The following is a 21,463-nucleotide window of genomic DNA, read 5'->3' on the forward strand; positions in this document are numbered from 1 at the left end:
AGCCGGCGCGCCAGTGGGGCCGTGAAGAAGTCCTGCGGTGGCCGCGATGAGCTGCATCTGTCCCTCTCCTATGCGGATTGCGGGCCGGCGACGGGTTCAGCGGCGCCGGACCTCGGGGACGCCGTCCGCGCCCGCCCCCTTCAGCCTACCGAGGCGACGGCGGGCGCCCCCAGCACCTCGGCCGCGCTCTGCCCGTTGACCCGCGCGGCGCCGTAGGTGCTGATGTGCACCCGGCACTGCGGCCGCCAGGCGGGCAGCCCCATCTCGACCACCACCAGCTCGGGGCGGGCCCGGCACAGCTCGGCCACGAACTCCCGGGTGGCCGGGTAGCGGTGGGCGTCGCGCACCACCACCACCAGGTCCCGCCCTCGGGCCGAGGCCAGCACGTCGGCCGGGCGCGCCGTGGCCGCGTCCAGCCGCTCGGTGCCGGGGAACCACGGCGACAGGCCCCACGGGACCTCGCCCACCGCGATGCCGGGCGGCGCGTCGACCTCCACCACCACCGGGTCGCGCAGCTCCGCCAGCTCGCCGTCGACCCGCACCGCCCGCCGGGCCGAGTCCAGCCCGATGCGCTCGACCACCTCGGCGGCGGGGCGGTCGGACGTCCACGCCCGCAGCTGCGAGGTGCGCCAGGCCGCCTCTTCCAACCGCTCCCCGCTCAGCCGCCCCTGGGCGACGGCCTCGGTGATGGCCGCGCGGATCCCCGCCACGCCGTCGGCGTAGACGAACCGGCCCAGGCACAGCAGGTCGCACCCGGCGATCAGCGCGCGGACGGCGGCCTCGGGCATGCCGATGCGGGCGCTGACGCCCTCCATCTCGATCGCGTCGGTGACGATGACGCCGTCGAACCCCAGTTCCGTGCGCAGCAGCCCGCCGACCACGCTGGGCGCCAGCGTCGCCGGCCCGGACAGGCCCAGCTCGGGCAGCCGGATGTGGGCGGTGAGGATGCTGCGCACCCCCGCCCCGATGGCCGCCTGGAACGGCCGCAGCTCGCGATCGAACAGCAGGTCCCGGTCGGCGCTTACGACCGGCAGCTCCAGGTGGGAGTCCTGGTGGGTGGCGCCGTGGCCGGGGAAGTGCTTGGCGCACGCGGCGACGCCGCCCTCCTGCAGCCCGGCCACCGCGGCCGCGGTGTGGCGGGCCACCAGCTCCGCGTCCGCGCCGAAGGAGCGCGTGCCGATGCCGGGGTTTTCGGCGACGGTGTTGACGTCGGCCGAGGGCGCCAGGTCCATGGTGAAGCCCAGCCCGCGCAGCTCCGCGCCCAGCGAGCAGTGCACCGCCCGCGTCAGGGACGTGTCGTCGACCGCGCCCAGCGCGGCGCTGCCGGGGTAGCGGCTGCCCTGGCGCTGCCCGATGCGGGTGACGTCGCCGCCCTCCTCGTCGAGCGAGATCAGCGGAGACTCGGCGGCTTCGGCGAGGACGCCGTTGAGCCGCGCCACCTGCTCGGGCTCGGCGATGTTGTTGTGGAACAGGCAGACGCCGGCCATCCCCGCGGCGAGGCCGTCGAGCACCCAGCGCGGAGCGTCGTAGGACTCGAACGGCACCAGCAGGGTGGCGTTGGCGAGGCGATCCAGGTGCGGATCAGCGGGCATGGAGACTCCGTTCAGGAACGATGGCGAGCGGTGCGGCGGCACCGCGCGGGGCGGCGCCGCGCCGGGGCGGGTGCGGCGCCGCACCCGCCCGGTCGGCGGATCGGCGGATCGGGCTCAGCCCTTGACCGCGCCCATGGTCAGGCCCGTGACCATGCGGCGCTGGACGAACAGGAAGAACGCCATCACCGGCAGGGTCAACAGCGTGGAGGCGGCCATGATCGCTCCCCACTCGGTGCCGAAGCGGCCGAAGTAGTAGGACAGCGACAGCGGCAGTGTGTACTCCTCGGTGCTGCGGCCCAGGAACGTCAGTGCGACGATGAACTCGTTCCAGGCGGTGATGAAGGCGAAGATGCTGGCGGCGACCAGGCCCGGCGCGACAAGCGGCATCAGAATCCGCCAGAACACCGTCCAGGGACCGGCGCCGTCGATGGCGGCGGCCTCCTCCAGCTCCCGGGGCACCGCGGCCACGAAGCCGCGCAGCATCATGATCGTGATGGGCAGCGCGACGGCGGTGTAGACGATGAGGATGCCCGAGAGGTTGCCCAGCATCTGCAGGCCGGTGGCGTCCTGGAACCGGCGGAAGTTGATGAAGATCGAGATGATCAGCGCCTCGGCGGGCACCATCTGGATCACCATCAGCAGGATGATGAAGGCGCTGCGCATCCGGAACCGGAACCGGGCCACCGCCACGGCCGCCAGCAGCGACAGCACCGCGCCTGCGGCGACCGAGCCCAGCGTGACCAGCAGGCTGTTGACCAGGAACTCCCAGAAGTTCACGCCGGGGATCAGCTCGCCGTTGATCACCCGGTCGAAGTGCTCCAGCGTCAGGGTGCCCGGGAACAGCCGGGTGTCCTTGGAGAAGATCTCGCCGACCGGTTTGAACGCGGTGGCCACCATCCAGTAGACGGGGAACACCGCGAACAGGAACACGGCCGCTCCGCAGGCGTACAGGCCGGCCCTGCGCAGCAGCACCCCGGCGGGTGCGCGGCGCCGGCGGCGGGGCGCCGCGTGCGGGGCCGCCCCGGTTGTCGCGGTCATCGGGTCTCCCCCTGGCGGATCATGATGCGCAGGTAGTAGGCGGTGACGGCGAGGATCATCACGGTCATCACCACCGCGATCGCCGAGCCCATGCCGTAGTTGGCCGGGCTCGCCGAGAAGCCCTGCTGGTAGATGTAGTACGAGAGCAGGTAGACCGACTTGTTCTGGAAGCTGTTGGCCAGGATGTAGAGCTGGGTGAACACGCGCAGGTCCCAGATGATCTGCAGCACCAGCAGCAGCGCGAACAGCGGGCGCAGCATCGGGAAGGTCACGTTCCAGAACGAGCGCCAGCCGCCGGCGCCGTCGACCCGGGCGGCCTCGTAGAGCTCGTGCGGGATGCTCTTGAGCCCGGCGAGCACCGAGACGGCGATGAACGGGAACGACTGCCACACGATCACCGCGATCAGCACGCTGAACAGCGGCAGCGGCTCCAGGAACCAGTTGTAGTTCAGCCAGCCGCCGCCCACCAGCCAGTCGGGCATCCGGTCCAGCGCCACGTTGACCAGGCCCCGCTCGGGCAGGAACAGCCAGCGGAACACCAGCGAGGCGCTGATGGCCGGGGTGGCCCAGGCCAGCATCATGCCCACCGACACCGTGACCGAGAACCACCGCGGCAGCTTGTGCAGCAGGATGCCCACCAGGGTGCCCAGCACCATGGTGATCCCGACCATCAGCACGCACACCGCCACGGTGTTGCGCAGGATGGTCCAGAACTCCCGGTCGCTGAGCAGCCGGCGGTAGTGGGCGAAGTCGTTCCACTCCGGTGCGGGGGCGTTGGGCAGCAGGTTGCGGATCGTGTAGTCGTGCAGCGAGTTCCACACCATCTGCACCACCGGCCACACCAGCACCGCGATCAGGATGGCGAGAGCGGGCGCGATCAGCAGGTAGGGCGCGGGGACGATGCGGCGGCGTTTTCGGCCGGGGCTGCCGCGGCCGGCGGGCGGCGGCTGCGGCGAGGGCTCGGCCCGCACCGCTTCGGCGGTCTGTGCCATGGGGCTTCGCAATCAGGTCGGGGCCGGGGCGGCGGGAGGAGAGGTGCGCCGCCCCGGCGCTCACCGAGGGGCTTGACGGGGGACTCGGGGTCCGGGCGGCGGGAGGGGAGACCCGCCGCCCGGACCCCGCCGGGCGCGGAGGGTCAGGCGACCGGCTTGTTCAGCGTCTCGGTCAGCTCGGTGTTCGCCTCTTCCAGGACCTTGCCGGGGTCCTCGCCCTTGACGATCCGCAGCACGGCGCCGGGCAGGATCTTGCCGTCCTGGTCGGCGGCGTTCCAGTTCGGCGTGGTCGGGAAGAACTTGGTGTTCTTCATCTGCTCGGCCGCGGCCGCGGTGACCGGGTCGGACTGGTAGGCCTCGTCGTCGAGCATCTCCGGGTAGGCCGGGAAGTAGCCGGCGGCGTCGGCGTAGCCCTTGCCGCCCTTCTTGTCGCCCATGACCGTGAGCAGCTCCCACGCGGCGTCGGGGTGCTCGGTGGTGGCGAAGACGGTCAGCGCCGACCCGCCCGCGAAGGCGGGGGCCGTGCCGTCGGCGCCGGGGATGGGCGCGGCCTCGATGTTCTCCAGCACGGCGGGGTCCTCTGCCTGCTCCTCCATGGAGGTCAGCGCCCAGCCCCCGTCGATGTACATGCCGACCTCGCTGTTGGCCATGTCGGCCAGCGGCACCAGCTCGTTCTCGCCGACGTAGGACTGCGGGGAGACCTTCTCCCCGGTGGTCAGCCCGGCGTAGAACTCGATGGCCTCCCGGGTCTCGGGCGAGGTCAGCCGGCCCTGCCATTCGCCGTCCTGCCGGACGGCGATCTCGCCGCCGTTGCTCCAGATGAAGCTGGCGATGCCGTTGGTGAAGTCGGTCGGGGCGGCGAAGCCGGGCACGCCCTTCTCCTCCTCGATTGCCTTGGCCACCTCGACCAGCTCGTCCCAGGTCTGGGGCGGGTCCATGCCGATGTCCTTGAGCCAGTCGGCTCGGTAGTAGAGGGTGCGCACCCCGGAGAACCAGGGAATGCCGTACTGGGAGCCGTCGTACTTGCCGTAGTCCACCGCGGCCTGGTCCATGTCGGCCACCGCGTCCCACTGCTCGGTGCGGGAGGTGACGTCCATGATCGCGCCCTGGGAGGCCCAGTTGGCGACCTGGTCGTTGCCGACCTCCAGCACGTCGGGGGCGTCGCCGCCGGCCAGGGCGTTGTTGATGGACTGCTGGGCGTCGGGCCAGGGGATGAACTCCACCTCGACCTTGGTGCCGGGGTGGTCCTGCTGGTACCGCTCCTCCACGGTGTCGAAGTACTTCTGGATCGGGTCCTGGGCGGTGCCCATCACCCACACCGTCAGGCTGTCGGGAGCCTCGGAGGCGCCGCCTTCGGAACCGCCTCCGCCGCAGGCGGTCGCGGCGAGCAGCACCGCGGTCGAAAAGGCTGCGGTCTTCAGGGATCTCATGCTGGTATCTCCCTTCACGCGTTGCCACGCGCGACGTTGCGTCGAGACGACGCCCCCGGCCATCTCTGGGTCGGTCGGGAAGTGTGCTGGGATAGCGGTGTGCTCGGACCCCGCCCCGGCGGGCGCCGCGGAGGGCCTGCACGTGAGAGGCGCCGGTGAGGCGCCCCTCGGATTGGCCGTTAAACTAACAACAAACTTTCCTAATTGATAGAGAACGGGGTGTCACGGTTATGTCTCGACGTCCGGGAACTCCACGCCTGCTGCGCCAACTCAACGACCGGGCCGCTCTGGAGCTCCTGCTCGCCTCGGGGCCGCTGACCCGCACCCAGCTCGGCCAGGAGACCGGCCTGTCCAAGGTCACCGCATCACAGCTGCTCGCCCGGCTCGAAGAGCGGCGGCTCGTCCACGTCGTCGGCAGCCAGGCCGGCGGGCGCGGACCCAACGCCGCCCTCTACGCCGTCGTCCCCTCCAGCGCCTACGCCCTCGCCCTCGACATCCGCGCCGCCGAAGTCACCGGCGCCCTCGCCGACATCACCGGCCAGGTCGTCGGCGAGTTCACCCTCGACCCCGAAGACACCGCCGACCCCGTCCACCAGATCACCCGCGCCGTCCTGCGGCTGCTGCAGACCTGCGAAGTCCCCCTCGAACGCCTCAGCGCCTGCACCATCGGCACACCCGGCGTCGTCGACCCCCGCACCGGAGCCGTGCGGTTCTCCTTCGACCTGCACACCTGGCTCGAAGACGCGTTCCACGCGCTGCGCACCGAACTCGGCCCCATCGTCCGCATCGAAAACGACGTCAACCTCGCCGCACTCGCCGAACACGCCGAAGGCGCCGGCGAAGACGCCTCCGACTTCGTCCTCATCTGGCTCGGCGGAGGCGGCGGCGTGGGCATGGCCATCATGCTCGACGACCGCATCCACTGGGGCGCCACCGGCGGCGCAGGCGAAATCGGCTACCTACCCGTCCCCGGCGCGCCCCTGCCCGGCGACGTCGGCCTGCCCGGCGGCTACCAGTCGCTGCGCCGCACACCCGAGCGGCCCACCATCGCCCACGGATTCCAAGCGCTCGTCGGCGCCCAGGAGATCCGCGCACTCGGCGAGACCCACGGCTTCACCGGCAAAACCGTCGGCGACGTCCTCACCGCCGCCGCCGAAGCGGGCCCGGCCGGCGACGGCTTCCTCGACGAACTCGCCGAACGCATCGCCCGCGGCGTCGCCGCCGTATGCGTCGTCCTCGACCCCGGCCTCGTCGTGCTCGGCGGCGAAGTCGCCGAAAGCGGCGGCGACGGCCTCGCCCAGCGCGTCGCCGCGGCCGCCGACCGCATCGGACCCAACGCCCCCCAGGTCAGCGTCGGCCGCGTCCAGTCGCCCGTCCTGCGCGGCGCCCTGCTGTCGGCCCTCCAACACGCCCGCGAAGACGTCTTCGACTCCACCGTCGAATGAACCGCGCGGCGGGCCGCCCCGCCCCGGCGGGCAGCTCGGGCGGCCCGCGACCGCGGCCGCTCACGCGCCTGCGGCACCCCGCCCGCGGCGCATCGCCACCTGCGGCGCCACCGCGATGCCCGCCTCCTCCTCACGCCGCCACTGCGCACACAGCTGCGGCCCCCACTCCGGCCTCGGGAACTCGACGAACCCCCGCCGCCCGTACCACGGCGCATTGAACACCACATCGCGAAACGTCGTAAGCGTCACCGCCCCGAAACCCTCCGACCGCGCCAGGCCGCACACCGCCTCCAGCAGCGCCGTGCCCACACCCCGCCGACCGTGCTCGCGGTGCACCGCCAACTGCTCCAGATGGGCGGCACCGTCCAACACACCCACCGCCGCCAACCCCCGCACCGGCTCGCCCGCCACCAGCACCCAGCGCGCCCCGCGCAGCACCTCCCGCGGGTCGTCCGGCGGCAGCACCAACCCAGCCTCGGCCAGCAGCCCATCAGCCGCCAGGCTCGCCTCCACCGCCGCATCCACATCGGCCGGCCGCAACGAGCGAACCCGCACCGCACCACGACCCGAACCCGCCACAGCCACAGCCTCCCGGCGACGACGCCACCCGACGCACCCATCCTCACCGGCCGCCACCCGCCGACGCGAGCCGATTACCCCGCGGCCCGCACCACGGCGGCCACGCCGCCCCTCACCGCCGCAGCCGCAGCGCCTTGGGAGTCGCGTGGAAACCGGCGCCGGCCAGCGCCGCATCCAACGGCGACCCGAACACCCCCGCGCCGTCGCAGCGCTCCACCGTCAGCGACGCCACACTCCCCGCGTGCACCAGCTCCGCCAGCGCCCGCGCCGCGCGCTCCAGCTCCGCGGCACCCGACCCGAACGTGACCGCCGAACGGCCACCCCGCTCCAGATACAGCGTCGGCACACCGCCGTCCAGCACCACCAGCGCACCCGCCTTGCGCCCCGGCCGCCCCGCCGACTCCGCCACCGCGGGCCACGGCAGCGCCGCACCGTAGACGTTGGCCGGATCCGCCGCCGCGAGCACCAGCGGAGCCTCGCCGCCGCCCGCCCCCGTACGCGCGTCCCCGCCTCCGAACGAACGCAGCCGATCCACCGCACCCGGCAGCGCGAACTGCGCCGCCCCCAGCCCCTCCACGAAATAGCCCCGCCGCGCACGCCCCGCATCCTCGAACCCCCGCAGCACCGGATACACCGCGCTGAAACCCCCAGCACCGCGCCCGCCCGACCGGCGATCGCCCCGCCGCACCTGCTCGGCCACCACGGACCCGCGCGTGACCACCCCGTAGCGGTCCAGCAGCGCACCCGCACCCGCCGCCGCCCGCCGCGTCGGATCCGGCTCCCGCTCCGGAAGCAGCCACCACCGCCCCGCCGCCGTCGGCGGACCCGTCCGGCTCGGCATCACCGCCCGGCGCGACCGGCTCCGATGCGCCGTACCACCCGCGCCCAGCAGCGCACGCAACCCGGCCAGAGAGTCGTTGCCGACCCGGCCCGCCCACACCAGATCCCACAACGCCGCCACGACCGCCGCATCCGACACCGCGGCCGCCCCCTCGGCCCGCACCACCCGATCGGCGACATCCCGGAAGAACAGCGCACCCCCCTCGCGCAGCGCCGCCACCACCGCCGCATGCACCCCCGACGCCCCCGCGTCCTCGACCGCCGGCTCCGGCAGCAGCACCTCCGCCTCATCGGCCGGCACCAGGCACACCCACCCGTCGTTGCCCGCCAGCGGACCCGCCCCCACCCACAGCACCTCGCCCGCATGCGTCAACCCGTCCAGCAGCGCCGGCGCATACCCCTCGACCCGCGCCGGCAGCACCAGCGACTCCAGCGCAGAAGCCGGCACCGGCGCCCCTCGCAACGACTCCACCGCCGCGAAAACGCCGTCCGCACCGCTCAACCGCCGCCCCGGCCCCACACGCTGCCACGCCGGCACGAACCGCCCCAACGCACGCTGCGGCACCGGCTCCACCTCGCGCCGCAACCGCGCCACCGACCGCCGCCGCAGCGCCCGCAGCACATCGGCATCACACCACTCCGCGCCCTGACCGCCCGGCCGGAACTCGCCCTCGACCACGCGCCCGCCGCCCGCCAACCGGCGCAGCACCTCCACCACGGCACCCCGGTCCACACCCAGCCGCGCCGCCGCCTCCCCCGCAGAAAACGGGCCGTGCGTCCGCGCATACCGCGACACCAGATCCCCCAGCGGATCGGCCACCGCAGCCGCGAACGCCTCAGCCGCCCCCTCGAACGCACCGCCGCCCGACCCCTCCGGCGCCGCCAACCACTCCGGCAGCTCCACACCCGCACCATCACGCAGCCGAGCGGCGTCCTCCACCGCCGCCCACCGCCACTCACCGCCCACACGCACCAGCACAGCCCGCCCGGCTTCACCCAGCTCCGCCAGCGACTCCGCCGAGACCCCCCGCTCGCCCGCCTCCGCCGCACTCAGCGGCCCCAACTCCCGCAGCAGATCCGCAGCCCCCTCGCGCCCCCACGCCGGATCCATCCGCCGCTCCGGCGCCAACCGCTGCAACCACGCCTCGTACTCCGCCACCGCCTCGCCATCCAGCAGCTCCCGCAGATCCGCCCGCCCCAGCAGATCCGCCAGCAACTGCGAATCCAGAGTCAGCGCCTGCGCCCGCAACTCCGCCGCCGGCGCATCCCCCTCATACAGAAACGCCGCCGTGTACCCCATCAGCAACGACTGCGCGAACGGCGACGCCCGCTGCGTCTCGACCTCCACCACCCGCACCCGACGCGCCCGCACATCGGCCATCAGCTCCGCCAAGGCGCCCACGTCGAACACATCACGCAGACACTCCCGCGCCGCCTCCGAAACGATCGGAAACGACCCGAACCGCCCCGCAACCGACAACAACTGCGCCGACCGCTGCCGCTGCTGCCACAACGGCATCCGCCGCCCCGGACGCCGCCGCGGCAGCAGCAGCGCCCGCGCCGCACACTCCCGGAACCGCGCCGCGAACAGCGCCGAGGAACCCAGCTCCGCCGCGACCGCGTCCTCGACCTCGTCCGGAGCCACCAGCAGCGACTCCGCCAACCCGCCCGGACCGCCGCGGCCCCGGCCCGGCCCGGCCCCACCGTCGTCCTCGACATCCGGCAACCGCACCACGATCCCGTCATCGCCGTGCACCACCTGCGCATCCACTCCATAGCGCTCGCGCAACCGCGCCCCCACCACCAGCGCCCAGGGCGCGTGCACCCGCGCACCCAGCGGCGAATGCACCACCGCCCGCCAATCACCCAACTCGTCGCGGAACCGCTCCACCACGATCGTCCGGTCGTCGGGCACCCACCCCGTCGACTCCGCCTGCTCATCCAGATAACCCACGAGATTGGCCGCCGCCCACGCGTCCAACCCCGCATCCCGCGCACGCTCCACCGCCGCCGGCTCCCCGAGCCCGCGCAACTCCCGCGCCAACCCGCCGATCGCCCGCCCCAACTCCGCCGGACGCCCCAACGCATCCGCCTTCCAGAACGGCAACCGCCCCGGACGCCCCGGAGCCGGCGACACCATCACCCGGTCCGCGGTGATCGACTCGATCCGCCACGCGCTCGCACCCAGCACGAACACATCGCCCACCCGCGACTCATAGACCATCTCCTCATCCAGCTCACCCACCCGCGACGGCCCCGAACCGCCCCCCGACGCCAGATGCACCGCATACATGCCCCGATCCGGAATCGTCCCGCCGCTGGTCACCGCCAGCCGCTGCGCACCCGGCCGCCCCCGCACCCGGCCGCCCGAACCCGACCCGCCGTCCTCGCGATCCCACACCAGCCGCGGCCGCAGCTCCGCGAACTCATCCGAGGGATAACGCCCCGAAAGCATGTCCAGCACCCCCGCCAGCGCCGAATCCGGCAGCGACGCGAACGGAGCCGCACGCCGCACCAGCGCACCCAGCCCCGCCACCTCCCACTCGTCCATCGCCGCCATCGCCACCACCTGCTGCGCCAGCACATCCAGCGGATTGCGCGGCATCCGCAGCTCCTCGATCAGCCCCCCGCGCATACGCTCGACCACCACCGACGCCGCCAGCAGATCCCCCCGGAACTTCGGAAACACCACCCCCCGCGACACCTCGCCCACACTGTGCCCCGCACGGCCCACACGCTGCAGCCCGCTGGCCACCGACGGCGGAGACTCCACCTGGACCACCAGATCCACCGCCCCCATGTCGATGCCCAGCTCCAGACTGGAGGTGGCCACCACGCACGGCAGGCGCCCCGCCTTCAGGTCCGCCTCGATGACCGCGCGCTCGCCCTTGGACACCGAACCGTGGTGCGCCCGCGCCACCACTCCCGCCTCGGCCCCATAGGTCTGCCCCGCCTCGGCCATCAGCTCCGCCGGAGACACCCGCGGCCCCGGCGAACCGCCCGGCACGGGGGAAGACGCGCCGGGCGGAGCACCGGAGCCCGCCGAACCTCCGGCGGCCGCGCGCCGCTCGTCGGCGAGCTCGTTCAACCGCGCACACAACCGCTCGGCCACCCGCCGCGAATTGCAGAACACGATCGAGGAGGAGTGCCGCTCCACCAGATCCAGCACCCGCTCCTCCACATGCGGCCAGATCGACGCGCGCGCCTTCGACGCGCGGTCGTCCGCCCGCGGCGCCGGGACCGACGCCTCCAACTCGGTCATGTCCTCGACGGGCACCACGATCCGCACATCCAGCGACGGCGTGTTCGGCGGCGCCACCACCGCGGCCGGACGCGGTCCGCCCAGAAACGCCGCCACCTCCTCCGGCGGACGCACCGTCGCCGACAGCCCGATCCGCTGCGCCGGAGCCGCCAGCAGCGCGTCCAGCCGCTCCAGGCTCAACGCCAGATGCGCGCCCCGCTTCGTGCCCGCCAGCGCGTGCACCTCGTCCACGATCACCGTCTCGACACCCGACAGCCCCGCCCGCGCCTGCGAGGTCAGCACCAGAAACAGCGACTCCGGCGTGGTGATCAGGATGTCGGGAGGGCGGGTGGCCAGCCTGCGCCGCTCGTCGGCCGGGGTGTCGCCGGTGCGCAGCCCCACCGACAACTCGGGGGCCGCGATCCCGGCCGACTCGGCGGCCCGCCGGATACCCGACAGCGGCGCCCGCAGGTTGCGCTCGATGTCGGCCGCCAGCGCCTTCAGCGGCGAGACGTACAGCACCCGGCACCGCCGCGCCCGCTCCTCGGGCACCGGCCGCCCGGCCAGGCCGTCCAGCGCCCACAGGAACGCCGAGAGCGTCTTGCCCGACCCGGTCGGAGCCACCACCAGCGTGTTCTCGCCGCGCGAGACGGCATCCCACGCGCCGGTCTGCGCCGGCGTGGGACCCGCGGGAAAGGCCTGCTCGAACCACGCGCGCGTGGCCCGCGAGAAGCGGCCCAGCGGGTCGCCGCCACCGGTTCCGGAGCCGCTGGTGCCGGGATCGCCTGCCGAGGACATGGCCCCAGTCTGCAACGCGCCTGTGACGAAACCGAGCAGGCCGCCGCCCGGCCGGGCCGCGCCCGTCCACAACCGCGTCTGCGGAGGTGACAGAGCCGCCGCGGCGGTCGATACTGGTGGTGATGAGACTTTCGCACTTTTGGGAGCGCATGCACGAGGAGTTCGGCGAGGCCTACGCCGAGAGCCTCGCCCGCGACCACGTCATCGAAGCGCTCGGCTCCCGCACGGTCGAACAGGCCCTCGCCGACGGCATCAGCGCCAAGGAGGTGTGGCGAGCCGTCTGCGACACCTTCGACCTGCCCGCCAACGCACGCTGAGAACACCGAGAACCCGGCGACGGGTCGGCGCGAGCGCCGCCGACCTGCACCGGAGAGGGAAACGCCGCCCCGCCCGCGGCAACCGCCCGCCGCCCCGGCCGACGCGCCCGGATCGCCGGGTACGGCGGGCGGTCGAACAGAGGTTCGGGTAGGCTTGCGATGTATCCGGGGCCGACGAGGTGCGGCGTGCCGTGCTCGCCGTTCGGCCTCCGGCGGACCACGACGCCCCTCGGTCGGGCGTCTGCGAGTGGACGCGCACCCGGCGGTCGGCCCGCGGCCGCCGCGCCCGTCCACAGGCGCACCACCGCGGTCGAGGTTTGTCCCCGCCGCCGCGTAGCGTCGCACCCAAGATGAACAAGAAGACGTCGACCCAACAGGGGTTCCCCGTGGCTGCTGCTGATCGAGAGAAGGCTCTCGAAACCGCGCTCGCACAGATCGAGCGCCAATTCGGCAAGGGCTCCGTCATGCGCCTCGGCGATGACGACCGCCCGCCGATCGAATCCATTCCCACCGGATCCATTTCCCTCGACGTCGCCCTTGGGATCGGCGGAATCCCGCGCGGCCGCATTGTGGAGGTATACGGACCGGAATCGTCGGGGAAGTGTCTCGTCGCCGACACCCGCGTGTGGACGGACCGCGGTCTGGAGACCGTTGAGGAGCTGTTCGAGCGCGCCGGGCAGCGCACCAGCTGCACCAGCAGGACCACCGACGTTCGTGAGCTGGGAATCCGCGCCGTCAACGAGCGCGGCGAACTCGAACCCGTCGCCGCACTCACCCACAACAACCGCAAGCCGGTCCTGCGCATCACCCTGGAGTCGGGGCGCCGCGTCTCGGTGACACACAACCACCCGCTGCGGGTGATGAACACCGACGGCTACATCGTCTGGCGCAAGGCCGGCGACCTCGCTCCCGGCGACACCGTCGTCTCCGCCCGGTTCGGGGCCAAGGAGGCGGCCTCGGGCGGCGGCCTGAGCGAGGACGAAGCCGTATTCCTCGGCTACCTCGTCGCCGAAGGAACCCTGGGCGAGAAGTACTCGCTGCGGTTCACCAACGGCAACCCGGAAGTCGGCGCCGAATTCAGCAGCCTCGCCCGCTGGCTGCTCGACACCGAAGTCCGCGAATACGCAGGCAGCAACTGCACCGAGTACATCATCTCGGGCAAGGCGACCCGCGAGCACGTGGCCGCGACCTACGGCCTCGACTACTGCGGTGCGGCCAAGAAGACCGTGCCCCACTGCGTCCGAACGGCGGGCGACAAGGCCCAGCGCGCGTTCCTCTCGGCGCTCTTCGAGGGAGACGGCTGGATCGACACCAGCTCCACCATCGGACTCGGCACGGCCTCCGAGGAACTCGCCCGCGACGTCCAACTGATGCTCTACGGGCTGGGCGTCCCGGCTTCCGTGTACGGCAAGTACAACGCCGACTACAAGCGCACCTACTGGAGCGTCATCGTCAACCCGACGGTCGCCCACCGCTTCCTCGAAGAGGTCGGATTCCGCTCCGAGCGCCGCGCCGCCCAGGTCGAGCGCAACTTCCGGCTGACCCTGCACAACGCCCGCCTGGAGAGCGTTCCGCACCTGAGCGGCCTGGTGCGCAGCCTGCGCGACGCCCTCGGCGGCGACCGCTACTTCGACGAGATCGCGGGCGACCTCTTCCGCACCGACATGGACCTCCCCTGCGACCGCGAGACCCTGCGCAACATCGTCCGCTGGGCCGAGGACCGCCCGCATCTGATCGGTCCGTCCGTCCAGCCGATTCTGGACTACCTGCGCTACCTCTCCAACGCGCCCTACACCTACGAGGCGGTCGCCGCCATCGAGGACGGCGGACTCCAGCCCACCTTCGACCTGATGCTGCCGGACACCCACAGCTTCCTGGCCGAGGGCATGCTTTCGCACAACACGAGTGTCGCGCTGCACGCCGTGGCGAATGCGCAAAAGTCCGGAGGGATCGCCGCATTCATCGACGCGGAGCACGCGCTCGACCCGGAATACGCGAAGAAGATCGGCGTCAACACCGACGATCTGCTGCTTTCCCAGCCCGACACCGGTGAGCAGGCCCTGGAAATCGCGGACATGCTGATCCGCTCCGGCGCGGTCACGATTCTGGTCGTCGACTCCGTGGCGGCCCTCGTCCCGCGCGCGGAGATCGAGGGCGAGATGGGCGACAGCCACGTCGGTCTCCAGGCCCGCCTGATGTCCCAGGCACTCCGAAAAATCGCGGGTGCATTGCACCAGACCGGAACCACGGCGATTTTCATTAATCAGCTGAGGGAGAAGGTCGGGGTAATGTTCGGATGCGCATCTTGGGATACTTGGGTGACGCTTTCCGACGGTTCTCGTGAGCGGATCGGAAAGATCGTCAATCAGAAGATGGATGTCGATGTACTTTCGTACGACCCAGAACTCGGAGAGATCGTTCCTCGGCGCATCACTAATTGGTTCGACAACGGCCGGACAGAAGAATTTCTGCACTTCAAGGTCGAGCGAGCAGGTGGCGGAAGGGGCCACGGTTACGCCCACATGGAGCTGACGCCGAACCACCTCGTGCGAACTCCAGGCGGTTGGCGCGAGGCCGGTGAGCTCATGGTGGGCGACCGAGTCATGCTGGCTCAACCTTACTATCTCAACGACACTCAAAAACAGGTCGTCCTGGGCTCGCTGCTCGGGGACGGCTGCCTTTCAGCGCCCGTGCGGAGGGATGCCGAGAGCGGTCGTTTCCGGATGGGACACGGTGCCAAGCAGGCGGATTACCTGAACTGGAAGGTCGCGATGCTGGAGAACATTCCTCATTCGCTGACCTCGAACACCAAGGGCGCTGTATTCGCTGACTTCACCCCGCTGGCGGAACTGGGCGAGCTTCGCCGGACGGTCTATGCCGGAGACGGTCAGAAGCATATAACGTGGGACTACCTGAAGAGCTTGACACCGCTTGCACTGGCCGTCTGGTACATGGATGATGGTTCATTCGCGCTGCGAACCGATGGACGCCAGGCCCGCACCGAGGGGGGAAGCGGGCGTGTCGAGATCTGCGTCGAAGCTATGAGTCCCGGATCGAGGCAGAGGATCGCCGACTACCTTCGCGATACCTTCGAATTCGATGTGAAGTTGCGTCCGCGAGGGGCGCGGAAGGTCTGGTACCTGACGTTCACCGCGGAATCGTCCAAGAAATTCCAAGAACTTATTGCGCCTTACGTGCATCCATCTATGGACTACAAACTCCTTCCGGGGTTCCGTGGGTATTTCGATATCGAGCCCGAGTTGTCCGAACCCGTCCTGCGACCCAGCCCAGCAGTTGTGCGGGATATCACCCCGAAGGCTCCGACCGCGGGGCGCGCGGGCCGCTATGACATCGAAGTGGAGGGCTCCCACAACTACTTCGCCGACGGGATCATGGTTCACAACAGCCCTGAGACCACCACCGGCGGGCGGGCGTTGAAGTTTTATTCATCGGTGCGGCTGGATGTGCGGCGGATCGAGACGTTGAAGGACGGGACCGACGCGGTCGGGAACCGGACTCGGGTCAAGGTCGTGAAGAACAAGGTGGCGCCGCCGTTCAAGCAGGCGGAGTTCGACATCCTCTACGGCGTCGGCATCTCCCGCGAGGGCGGGCTGATCGATCTCGGGGTGGAGCAGGGCGTCGTGCGCAAGTCGGGTGCCTGGTACACCTACGAGGGCACCCAGCTCGGGCAGGGTAAGGAGAACGCCCGCAACTTCCTGCGCGAGAACGTCGACATGGCCAACGAGATCGAGAAGAAGATCAAGGAGAAGCTGGGCGTGCCCGGTGCGGGCGACGACTCCGCGGAGTCCTCGGCGTCCGATGCCAAGGCGGCCGATTCCGCCAAGGGCGCGGGCGCGAAGGACGCCGGTGCCAAGGACGCCGCGGGCAAGGACACCGACGCCGCGGCCGCGCCGGCCAAGCGGGCGAGCAGGGCCAAGACCACCCCGCCGGCGGATGCCTGATCAGCACGAGGGGTTCGGCGACGCCGACTCCGGTTCCTGGGCGGGCGGGTCCGCTGACGGCGGGGATCCCGAGGCCAGGGCGCGCGGCATCTGCCTGCGCCTGCTGACCTCGGCCCCGCGCACGCGGGCCCAGCTCGCCCAGGCACTGCGGCGGCGGGGCGTCGACGACGACGTGGCCGAGTCGGTGCTGGGCCGCTTCAGCGAGGTCGGGCTGATCGACGACGCGGCGTTCGCCGACGCCTGGGTCGACTCCCGGCACGCTGGGCGGGGGTTGGGCCGCAAGGCGCTGGCGGCCGAGCTGCGGCGGCGCGGGGTGGACGAGGTCACGGTGCGCGACGCCGTCGAGGAGCTCAGCCCCGATCAGGAGGAGGAGACGGCGCGGCGGTTGGCGCGGCGCAAGCTGGCTTCCTCCCGCGGACTGGATGCGGCGGCGCGGGCGCGCCGTGCGCTGGCCATGCTGGCGCGGAAGGGGTACGCGGCCGGTCTGGCCTACCGCGTGGTCCGCGAGGAGTTGGAGGCCGAGGGCGCCGAGGTGGAGCTTCCCGATCCCGACATGGAGTAGTCGAACGGGTCCGGCGCTGCGGTGGTGGCGCCCCGAGTACGAGGTTCGGCGCGGCGGTCGGGCGGCGTGGCCGGATTGCGGCGTCTGCGCCCGGTGGATGGGTGGAGTGTGTGGTGGCACGGTTGCGCACGGTCGACCTGGCCCGGGAGGCGGGGATCTCGACGCAGCAGGTCCGCAACCACGAGGAGGAGGGCGTGCTGCCGCCCGTGCCGCGGACGGAGTCCGGCTACCGGGTCTACGATCGCGGGCATCTGCAGGCGCTGCTGGCCTACCGGGCGCTGGCCGCGGGATTCGGGCCGGAGCGGGCGCGCGCGATCATGCGTGCGGTTCACGCCGGCGACGAGCCGCTGGCCCTGCGGTCGGTCGATGCGGGACACGCGGAGGTCTACGAGCAGCGGGTGGCGGCCGATGCGGTGAGCGAGGCGGTGGCGGAGGCCGCTGCGTCCTACCTGGACGGGCGCCCGGAGCCGGGAGGTCCGGCGCTGCGGGTCGGCGAGTTGGCGGGCCTGCTGGGGGTGCGCACGTCGGCGCTGCGGGTGTGGGAGGCGGCGGGGCTGCTGGCGCCGGCGCGCGAGGCGGGCACCGGGTACCGCAGGTACGGTCCCGAGGCGGTGCGCGATGCTCGGATCATCCGCATGCTGCGGCAGGGCCGGTATTCCTTCGACCGTATCCGCCCGGTGCTCGATGAGCTGAGGCGGACGGGCGGTACGGGCGCGCTGCGTGAGGCGATCGCCGAGCGCCGGGCCTCCCACGACCGCCGGACCCGGGAGATGCTGCGGGGTGCGGGGCTGCTGCACGCCTTTCTCACCCGCGACGGCGGACCCGCGGCACCGCGGGAGGAGTGAGGGCGGCCCGTTCCCGGCGGGCGCGCCTGCGGGGAGCGGGCCGGGGGAGGGGTGGAGGTCAGCTGCTCGGGGTGATGGCCTGGTAGAGGATGTGCTCCTGCCACCGGCCGGCGATGCGCAGGTATTCCGGTGCCCTGCCGTAGGGGGTGAAGCCGTTGCTGAGCAGCACCCGCTGCGAGGCCGTGTTGTGGGGGAGGGTCTCGGCCTGGAGGCGGTGCAGGCCGAGGTCGGTGAACGCCATCCGGACGGTTTCGGCGACGGCCCGGGTGGCCAGGCCGCGGCCGTTGTGGGATTCGCTGACCCAGTAGCCGATGGCGGCGGATTGGAAGGCGCCGCGGTCGATCGAGTTCACGGTGACGCCTCCGGCGATCCGGTCGGCGTCGTCCAGGATCGCCAGCGGGACCATCCGGCCCGCCGCGTGTTCCCGCAACGCGTGCTGGAGGCGGGCGTGCTGGGTCTCGGTGGCGTAGTAGCTCTCGTCGCGCTCGGGTTCCCAGGGGGCGAGGAAGTCGCGGTTGCGCCGCACCAGCGCCGCCAGCTCGGGTGCGTCCGCAGAGGTGAACAGCCGTGTCGTGGGCATCGCGGACTCCCCCTCGCGTGTGGTGTTCGGGCGGCCGGGGAGGGTGCTGCGTCCTCCGGCCGCGCTGCGGCATCCGGGGTGAAGGGTAGCCGGGCGGCGGAGTGCGCGGCGGTGCCGATCACCGTCGAGGCGGGAGGAGCGGCCGGCCGACTGCGGGCACGGGTCGGGTGCGGCGGCGGCGCGGCTGCGCGGCTGGGCGGGAGGCGGGTCGGCCGCGGGCTCCGATGTGTCGGATCGGTGGTCGCGCCCTTTGCGGCGGGAGGGAAGTGCCGGGGCGGTGGCGGCACCCCGCGGCGCCGCCGAGGGCTGTGGCGGTGACGCGGGGCCGGAACCGCGTATTCCGCGCTGTCGAGAACCAGGGGGACTGTGACAGTGCGGCGGCAACGGTGAGGTTACGGACGGGCGCAGGCGGCCACAAGAGCCGGGTGTGCGCGCGGTCGGCCCGTGATTGCGGCGGGGCGGTGGCGCCTGGTGCAGAACCGGGGGTTCCGCCGTTGCGGCGCCGATCCCGTGTCCGGGGACGATGGGACATTTCCGCGCAAGGGCGTTTCATCCCCGTTCTTCGGGTCAGAAGGCCCTGTTTGCCTTGATGGCCGCGCGTGCGGTGGCATCGGGGCCGCAGATGTCCGGATGTGGCCATGGCGCCGATGCGGGGTTCGGGCAGGGGGAACCTGTGCCGCGGCGTTCGATGCAGCTCGTTCCCGTCCCGGTCGCGCCGGGGGTGTCCGTGCGGCCGCTTTCGGCGCCGAGCGCGACCGCACGGACACCCCCGACGTCGAAGCCGGACGAAGGGGCGGGTGATCGGGCGCGGGCGGAGTCCAGCGGCCCTTGATCAGGCGCGGCCCGCCTGTTCGTCGGCCCGGTGGCTGCCGGTCGCCTCGGCCTCTGCGGCCTTCTCCTTCTCTCCGTTCTCCCTGTTCACGCCGGCCGCGCCGGTCTGCTCCAGCGGCGGCAGCGGTTCGGCGACCAGGTCGGCGTCGGAGTCCTCCTCCGAGTCGGCGCCGCTCGTCCCGTCGTCTCCGCTCTCCGTCTCCGGGCGCTCCGGCGGTGCCTCGGTGACCAGTTCGATCGGCGGCACGTCGGGTGGGGTGAAGCCGAAGACCTCGCCGTAGAAGGCGAGTTCGGCCTCAAGGGCCCGCTGCTGGTTGGCCGCCGAGCGCAGCCCGTGGCCCTCGCCCTCGAATTCCAGCAGCGCGTGCGGGATCGCGCGTTCGGCCAGGCCCGCCGCGAGCGCGCGCGCCTGGTCGCGCGGGACCACGGGGTCGTCGGTGCCCTGCAGGAGCAGGACGGGTGCGTTCATCTCGGCGGTGCGGTTGATGGGCGAGCGTTCGCGGTAGGTGGCGGCGTAGCCCGGCAGGGGGCCGATCAGCCCGTCCAGGTAGCGCGACTCGAAGTCGTGGGTCTCGGCGGCCAGCCGCAGCAGGTCGGTCACCCCCCAGGAGGAGGTGCCGCAGGCGAAGGTGTCGCCGCAGAGCGCGAGGAGGGTGGTGAGGCCGCCGGCGCTGCCGCCGCGCACGGCCAGGCGCGCGGGGTCGGCGGAGCCTTCCTCGACCAGGGCCCGGGCGGCGGCGGTGGCGTCCTCGACGTCGACGATGCCCCACTGCTCGTGCAGGCGTTCGCGGTAGGTGCGTCCGAAGCCGATCGAACCGCCGTAGTTGACGTCCACGATGCCGATCCCGCGGCTGGTGAAGTAGGCCTTGGCGAGGTCGAGCGAGGTGAGCGCCTTGGCGACGGGCCCGCCGTGCACCCACACGACATAGGGCGCAGGGCCCTCGCCGGTGGCCGCGGGGTTGGCGGGCGGGTAGACGGCGGCGTGCACGGTGCCGCCGTAGCGCCCGCTGAAGGTGGTGCTGCGCGGGGTGGGCAGGTAGCCGGGTTCGGGCGGGTCGTCGAGGGCGCGGCGCAGGACCTCGATGCGGCCGGTCGCGGGGTCGAGCCGGACCAGGCTCTGGGGGGTGTGGGTTCCTGCGGCCAGGCCGACGACGGTGCGTCCGTCGCTGCTGAGGGTCTGCCAGCTCTCCAGGCCCGTGTCCAAGGGGGTGAGTTCGGCGGTGCCGGGGTCGTAGACGCCGGGGGTGAGGTCGGCGTGGCCGTGCAGGGCGACGATGCGGCCGTCGTCGAGCCGCCGGTAGGGCTGCAGGCCCAGGGAGAAGCCGTGGGTGAACTCTTCCTCGGCGGGGTAGAGCGCGGCGGCCGGTCCGGTCAGTCCGATCTCGTAGAGGTTCCACCACCCCGACCAGTCGGAGAGGAACACGACGGTGTTGTCGTCGCGCCAGAGGGGGGAGAGCACCGACTCGGCGACGCCGCCCTTGAGGGTGTAGGCGTGGGTGACGGCGCGGCCTGCGCCGTCTGCGGCGTCTTCGAGCGTGCCGACGCGCAGTTCGGTGCCGTCCCAGGGCATGCGGGGGTGGTTCCAGGCGATCCAGGCGAGGTGCCGCCCGTCGGGTGCGGGGGTGGGGGCGGCGTAGAAGTCGGCGCCGGTGACCAGTTCGGTGACGGCGCCGGGGTCGTGGGCGGCGCGGCCCGACAGCGGCAGGGACACGATCGACCGGGTGGGGCGCCGCGCGTCGGCGTCGGGGCCGCCGTCGCCGCCGGGGGCGGGGTGGCGCTCCTGGACGCAGATGATGCTCTTGCCGTCGGGGCCGAGGGCGAGGTCGGCGTAGCGCAGGCCGCAGGGGGCCTCGGGTTCGGGGCTGATGGGCACGGGCGCGGCGGCGCCCTTCTCCAGCAGGTAGAGCCGCTGGTCGGCGCGGTTGGCGAAGACGATGCCGTACCGGGTGAGGGCCTTGTCGTCGCGGCGCGGTACGGGCAGGTAGGAGCGTCCGCCGTACTCGTGGACGCGGGTGCGCACGTCCCATGCCGGGCCGAGGAGCTCGGTGACCGCGCCTTCGGCGTCGCGGTGCATGACGGTGGTGCGTCCGCCCTCCTCGGGGCGGGACTCCTCCCACCAGATCTCCTCGCCCGCGACGCTGGGGTGGCCCAGCCGTCGTTCTCCTCGGGCGACGTCGCTCGCAGTGATCGGCGATGGCCAGGCGCCGTAGGGGGCCGTCACGCGGTCGGTCATGTGGAAACTTCGCACTCGGATGGCTGGATGGATGACATGTCGACCTTAGTGGTATACGGCCGTGTGTGCAGTAGGTCGGAGAGGGTGTGCCGCGGGCGGCGGTGCGGGTACGGGGCGGAGCGGGGTATCGCCGGGCAGGCGCTGCGGGCTGCCGGAACAGCGCATTCGTTCCCTAGTT

13 protein-coding genes and 2 pseudogenes are annotated in these 21,463 nt (G+C 72.3%); 7 read left to right on the plus strand and 8 right to left on the minus strand.

Translation table 11 applies throughout. The annotated features are described in order from the left end of the window. Positions 1–140: 140 nt before the first annotated feature. From FZ103_RS02990 to FZ103_RS03005, 4 genes are all read right to left on the minus strand, one after another. Positions 141–1,592 (minus strand): glycoside hydrolase family 3 protein, encoded by a 1,452-nt coding sequence (locus FZ103_RS02990; RefSeq protein WP_155998720.1) that lies wholly within the window; start codon positions 1,590–1,592, stop codon positions 141–143. Between the two features lie 114 nt (positions 1,593–1,706). After that, complete coding sequence (locus FZ103_RS02995; RefSeq protein ID WP_155998721.1) at positions 1,707–2,630, minus strand: carbohydrate ABC transporter permease; 924 nt, start codon at positions 2,628–2,630, stop codon at positions 1,707–1,709. Then, the gene (locus tag FZ103_RS03000; protein ID WP_155998722.1) at positions 2,627–3,622 is read right to left on the minus strand and encodes a carbohydrate ABC transporter permease; all 996 of its coding nucleotides are present in this window, start codon (positions 3,620–3,622) and stop codon (positions 2,627–2,629) included. Before FZ103_RS03000 ends, FZ103_RS02995 begins: the two co-directional genes overlap by 4 nt. Positions 3,623–3,765: 143 nt before the next feature. After that, on the minus strand, positions 3,766–5,052 hold the full coding sequence (locus FZ103_RS03005; protein ID WP_155998723.1) for an extracellular solute-binding protein: 1,287 nt from the start codon (positions 5,050–5,052) through the stop codon (positions 3,766–3,768). Between the two features lie 230 nt (positions 5,053–5,282). Between FZ103_RS03005 and FZ103_RS03010 the strand changes: the two genes are divergently transcribed. Continuing rightward, positions 5,283–6,497 carry an ROK family transcriptional regulator gene (locus FZ103_RS03010; RefSeq protein WP_155998724.1) on the plus strand — a complete coding sequence of 405 codons (1,215 nt, stop codon included), beginning with the start codon at positions 5,283–5,285 and terminating at the stop codon, positions 6,495–6,497. 60 nt (positions 6,498–6,557) lie between these two features. On the opposite strand, the gene FZ103_RS03015 is transcribed toward FZ103_RS03010, so the two are convergent. Both FZ103_RS03015 and FZ103_RS03020 read right to left on the minus strand, forming a co-directional pair. Then, the gene (locus FZ103_RS03015; protein ID WP_394350068.1) at positions 6,558–7,076 is read right to left on the minus strand and encodes a GNAT family N-acetyltransferase; all 519 of its coding nucleotides are present in this window, start codon (positions 7,074–7,076) and stop codon (positions 6,558–6,560) included. 112 nt (positions 7,077–7,188) lie between these two features. After that, the gene (locus FZ103_RS03020; RefSeq protein ID WP_155998726.1) at positions 7,189–11,955 is read right to left on the minus strand and encodes an ATP-dependent helicase; all 4,767 of its coding nucleotides are present in this window, start codon (positions 11,953–11,955) and stop codon (positions 7,189–7,191) included. 122 nt (positions 11,956–12,077) lie between these two features. Here FZ103_RS03020 and FZ103_RS03025 point away from each other — a divergent pair, with 122 nt between their 5' ends. From FZ103_RS03025 to FZ103_RS03040, 6 genes and pseudogenes are all read left to right on the plus strand, one after another. Continuing rightward, positions 12,078–12,272, plus strand: a complete 195-nt coding sequence (locus FZ103_RS03025; protein WP_155998727.1) for a DUF3046 domain-containing protein — start codon at positions 12,078–12,080, stop codon at positions 12,270–12,272. Between the two features lie 386 nt (positions 12,273–12,658). After that, a pseudogene (locus tag FZ103_RS25940) lies at positions 12,659–14,170 on the plus strand (LAGLIDADG family homing endonuclease); the annotation flags it as partial. Positions 14,171–14,176: 6 nt separating this feature from the next. After that, a pseudogene (locus tag FZ103_RS26145) lies at positions 14,177–15,433 on the plus strand (hypothetical protein); the annotation flags it as partial. Positions 15,434–15,478: 45 nt separating this feature from the next. After that, the gene (locus tag FZ103_RS25955) at positions 15,479–16,234 is read left to right on the plus strand and encodes a hypothetical protein (protein ID WP_343233366.1); all 756 of its coding nucleotides are present in this window, start codon (positions 15,479–15,481) and stop codon (positions 16,232–16,234) included. Continuing rightward, positions 16,227–16,796, plus strand: coding sequence for a recombination regulator RecX (recX, locus tag FZ103_RS03035; protein ID WP_155998729.1), 570 nt, complete (start codon positions 16,227–16,229; stop codon positions 16,794–16,796). Before FZ103_RS25955 ends, recX begins: the two co-directional genes overlap by 8 nt. 113 nt (positions 16,797–16,909) lie before the next feature. Beyond that, the gene (locus FZ103_RS03040) at positions 16,910–17,641 is read left to right on the plus strand and encodes a MerR family transcriptional regulator (protein WP_343233348.1); all 732 of its coding nucleotides are present in this window, start codon (positions 16,910–16,912) and stop codon (positions 17,639–17,641) included. A 58-nt stretch (positions 17,642–17,699) separates the two neighbouring features. Here the strand turns inward: FZ103_RS03040 and FZ103_RS03045 are convergent, their stop codons facing one another. Next, positions 17,700–18,221, minus strand: coding sequence for a GNAT family N-acetyltransferase (locus FZ103_RS03045; RefSeq protein ID WP_155998730.1), 522 nt, complete (start codon positions 18,219–18,221; stop codon positions 17,700–17,702). Positions 18,222–19,053: 832 nt separating this feature from the next. Further along, a complete protein-coding gene (locus tag FZ103_RS03050) occupies positions 19,054–21,285 on the minus strand; it encodes a prolyl oligopeptidase family serine peptidase (protein ID WP_155998731.1) in 2,232 nt (743 codons plus the stop codon). Between the last annotated feature and the right edge of the window lie 178 nt (positions 21,286–21,463).

Source organism: Streptomonospora sp. PA3, from assembly GCF_009728995.1.
Taxonomy (GTDB): Bacteria; Actinomycetota; Actinomycetes; order Streptosporangiales; family Streptosporangiaceae; genus Streptomonospora.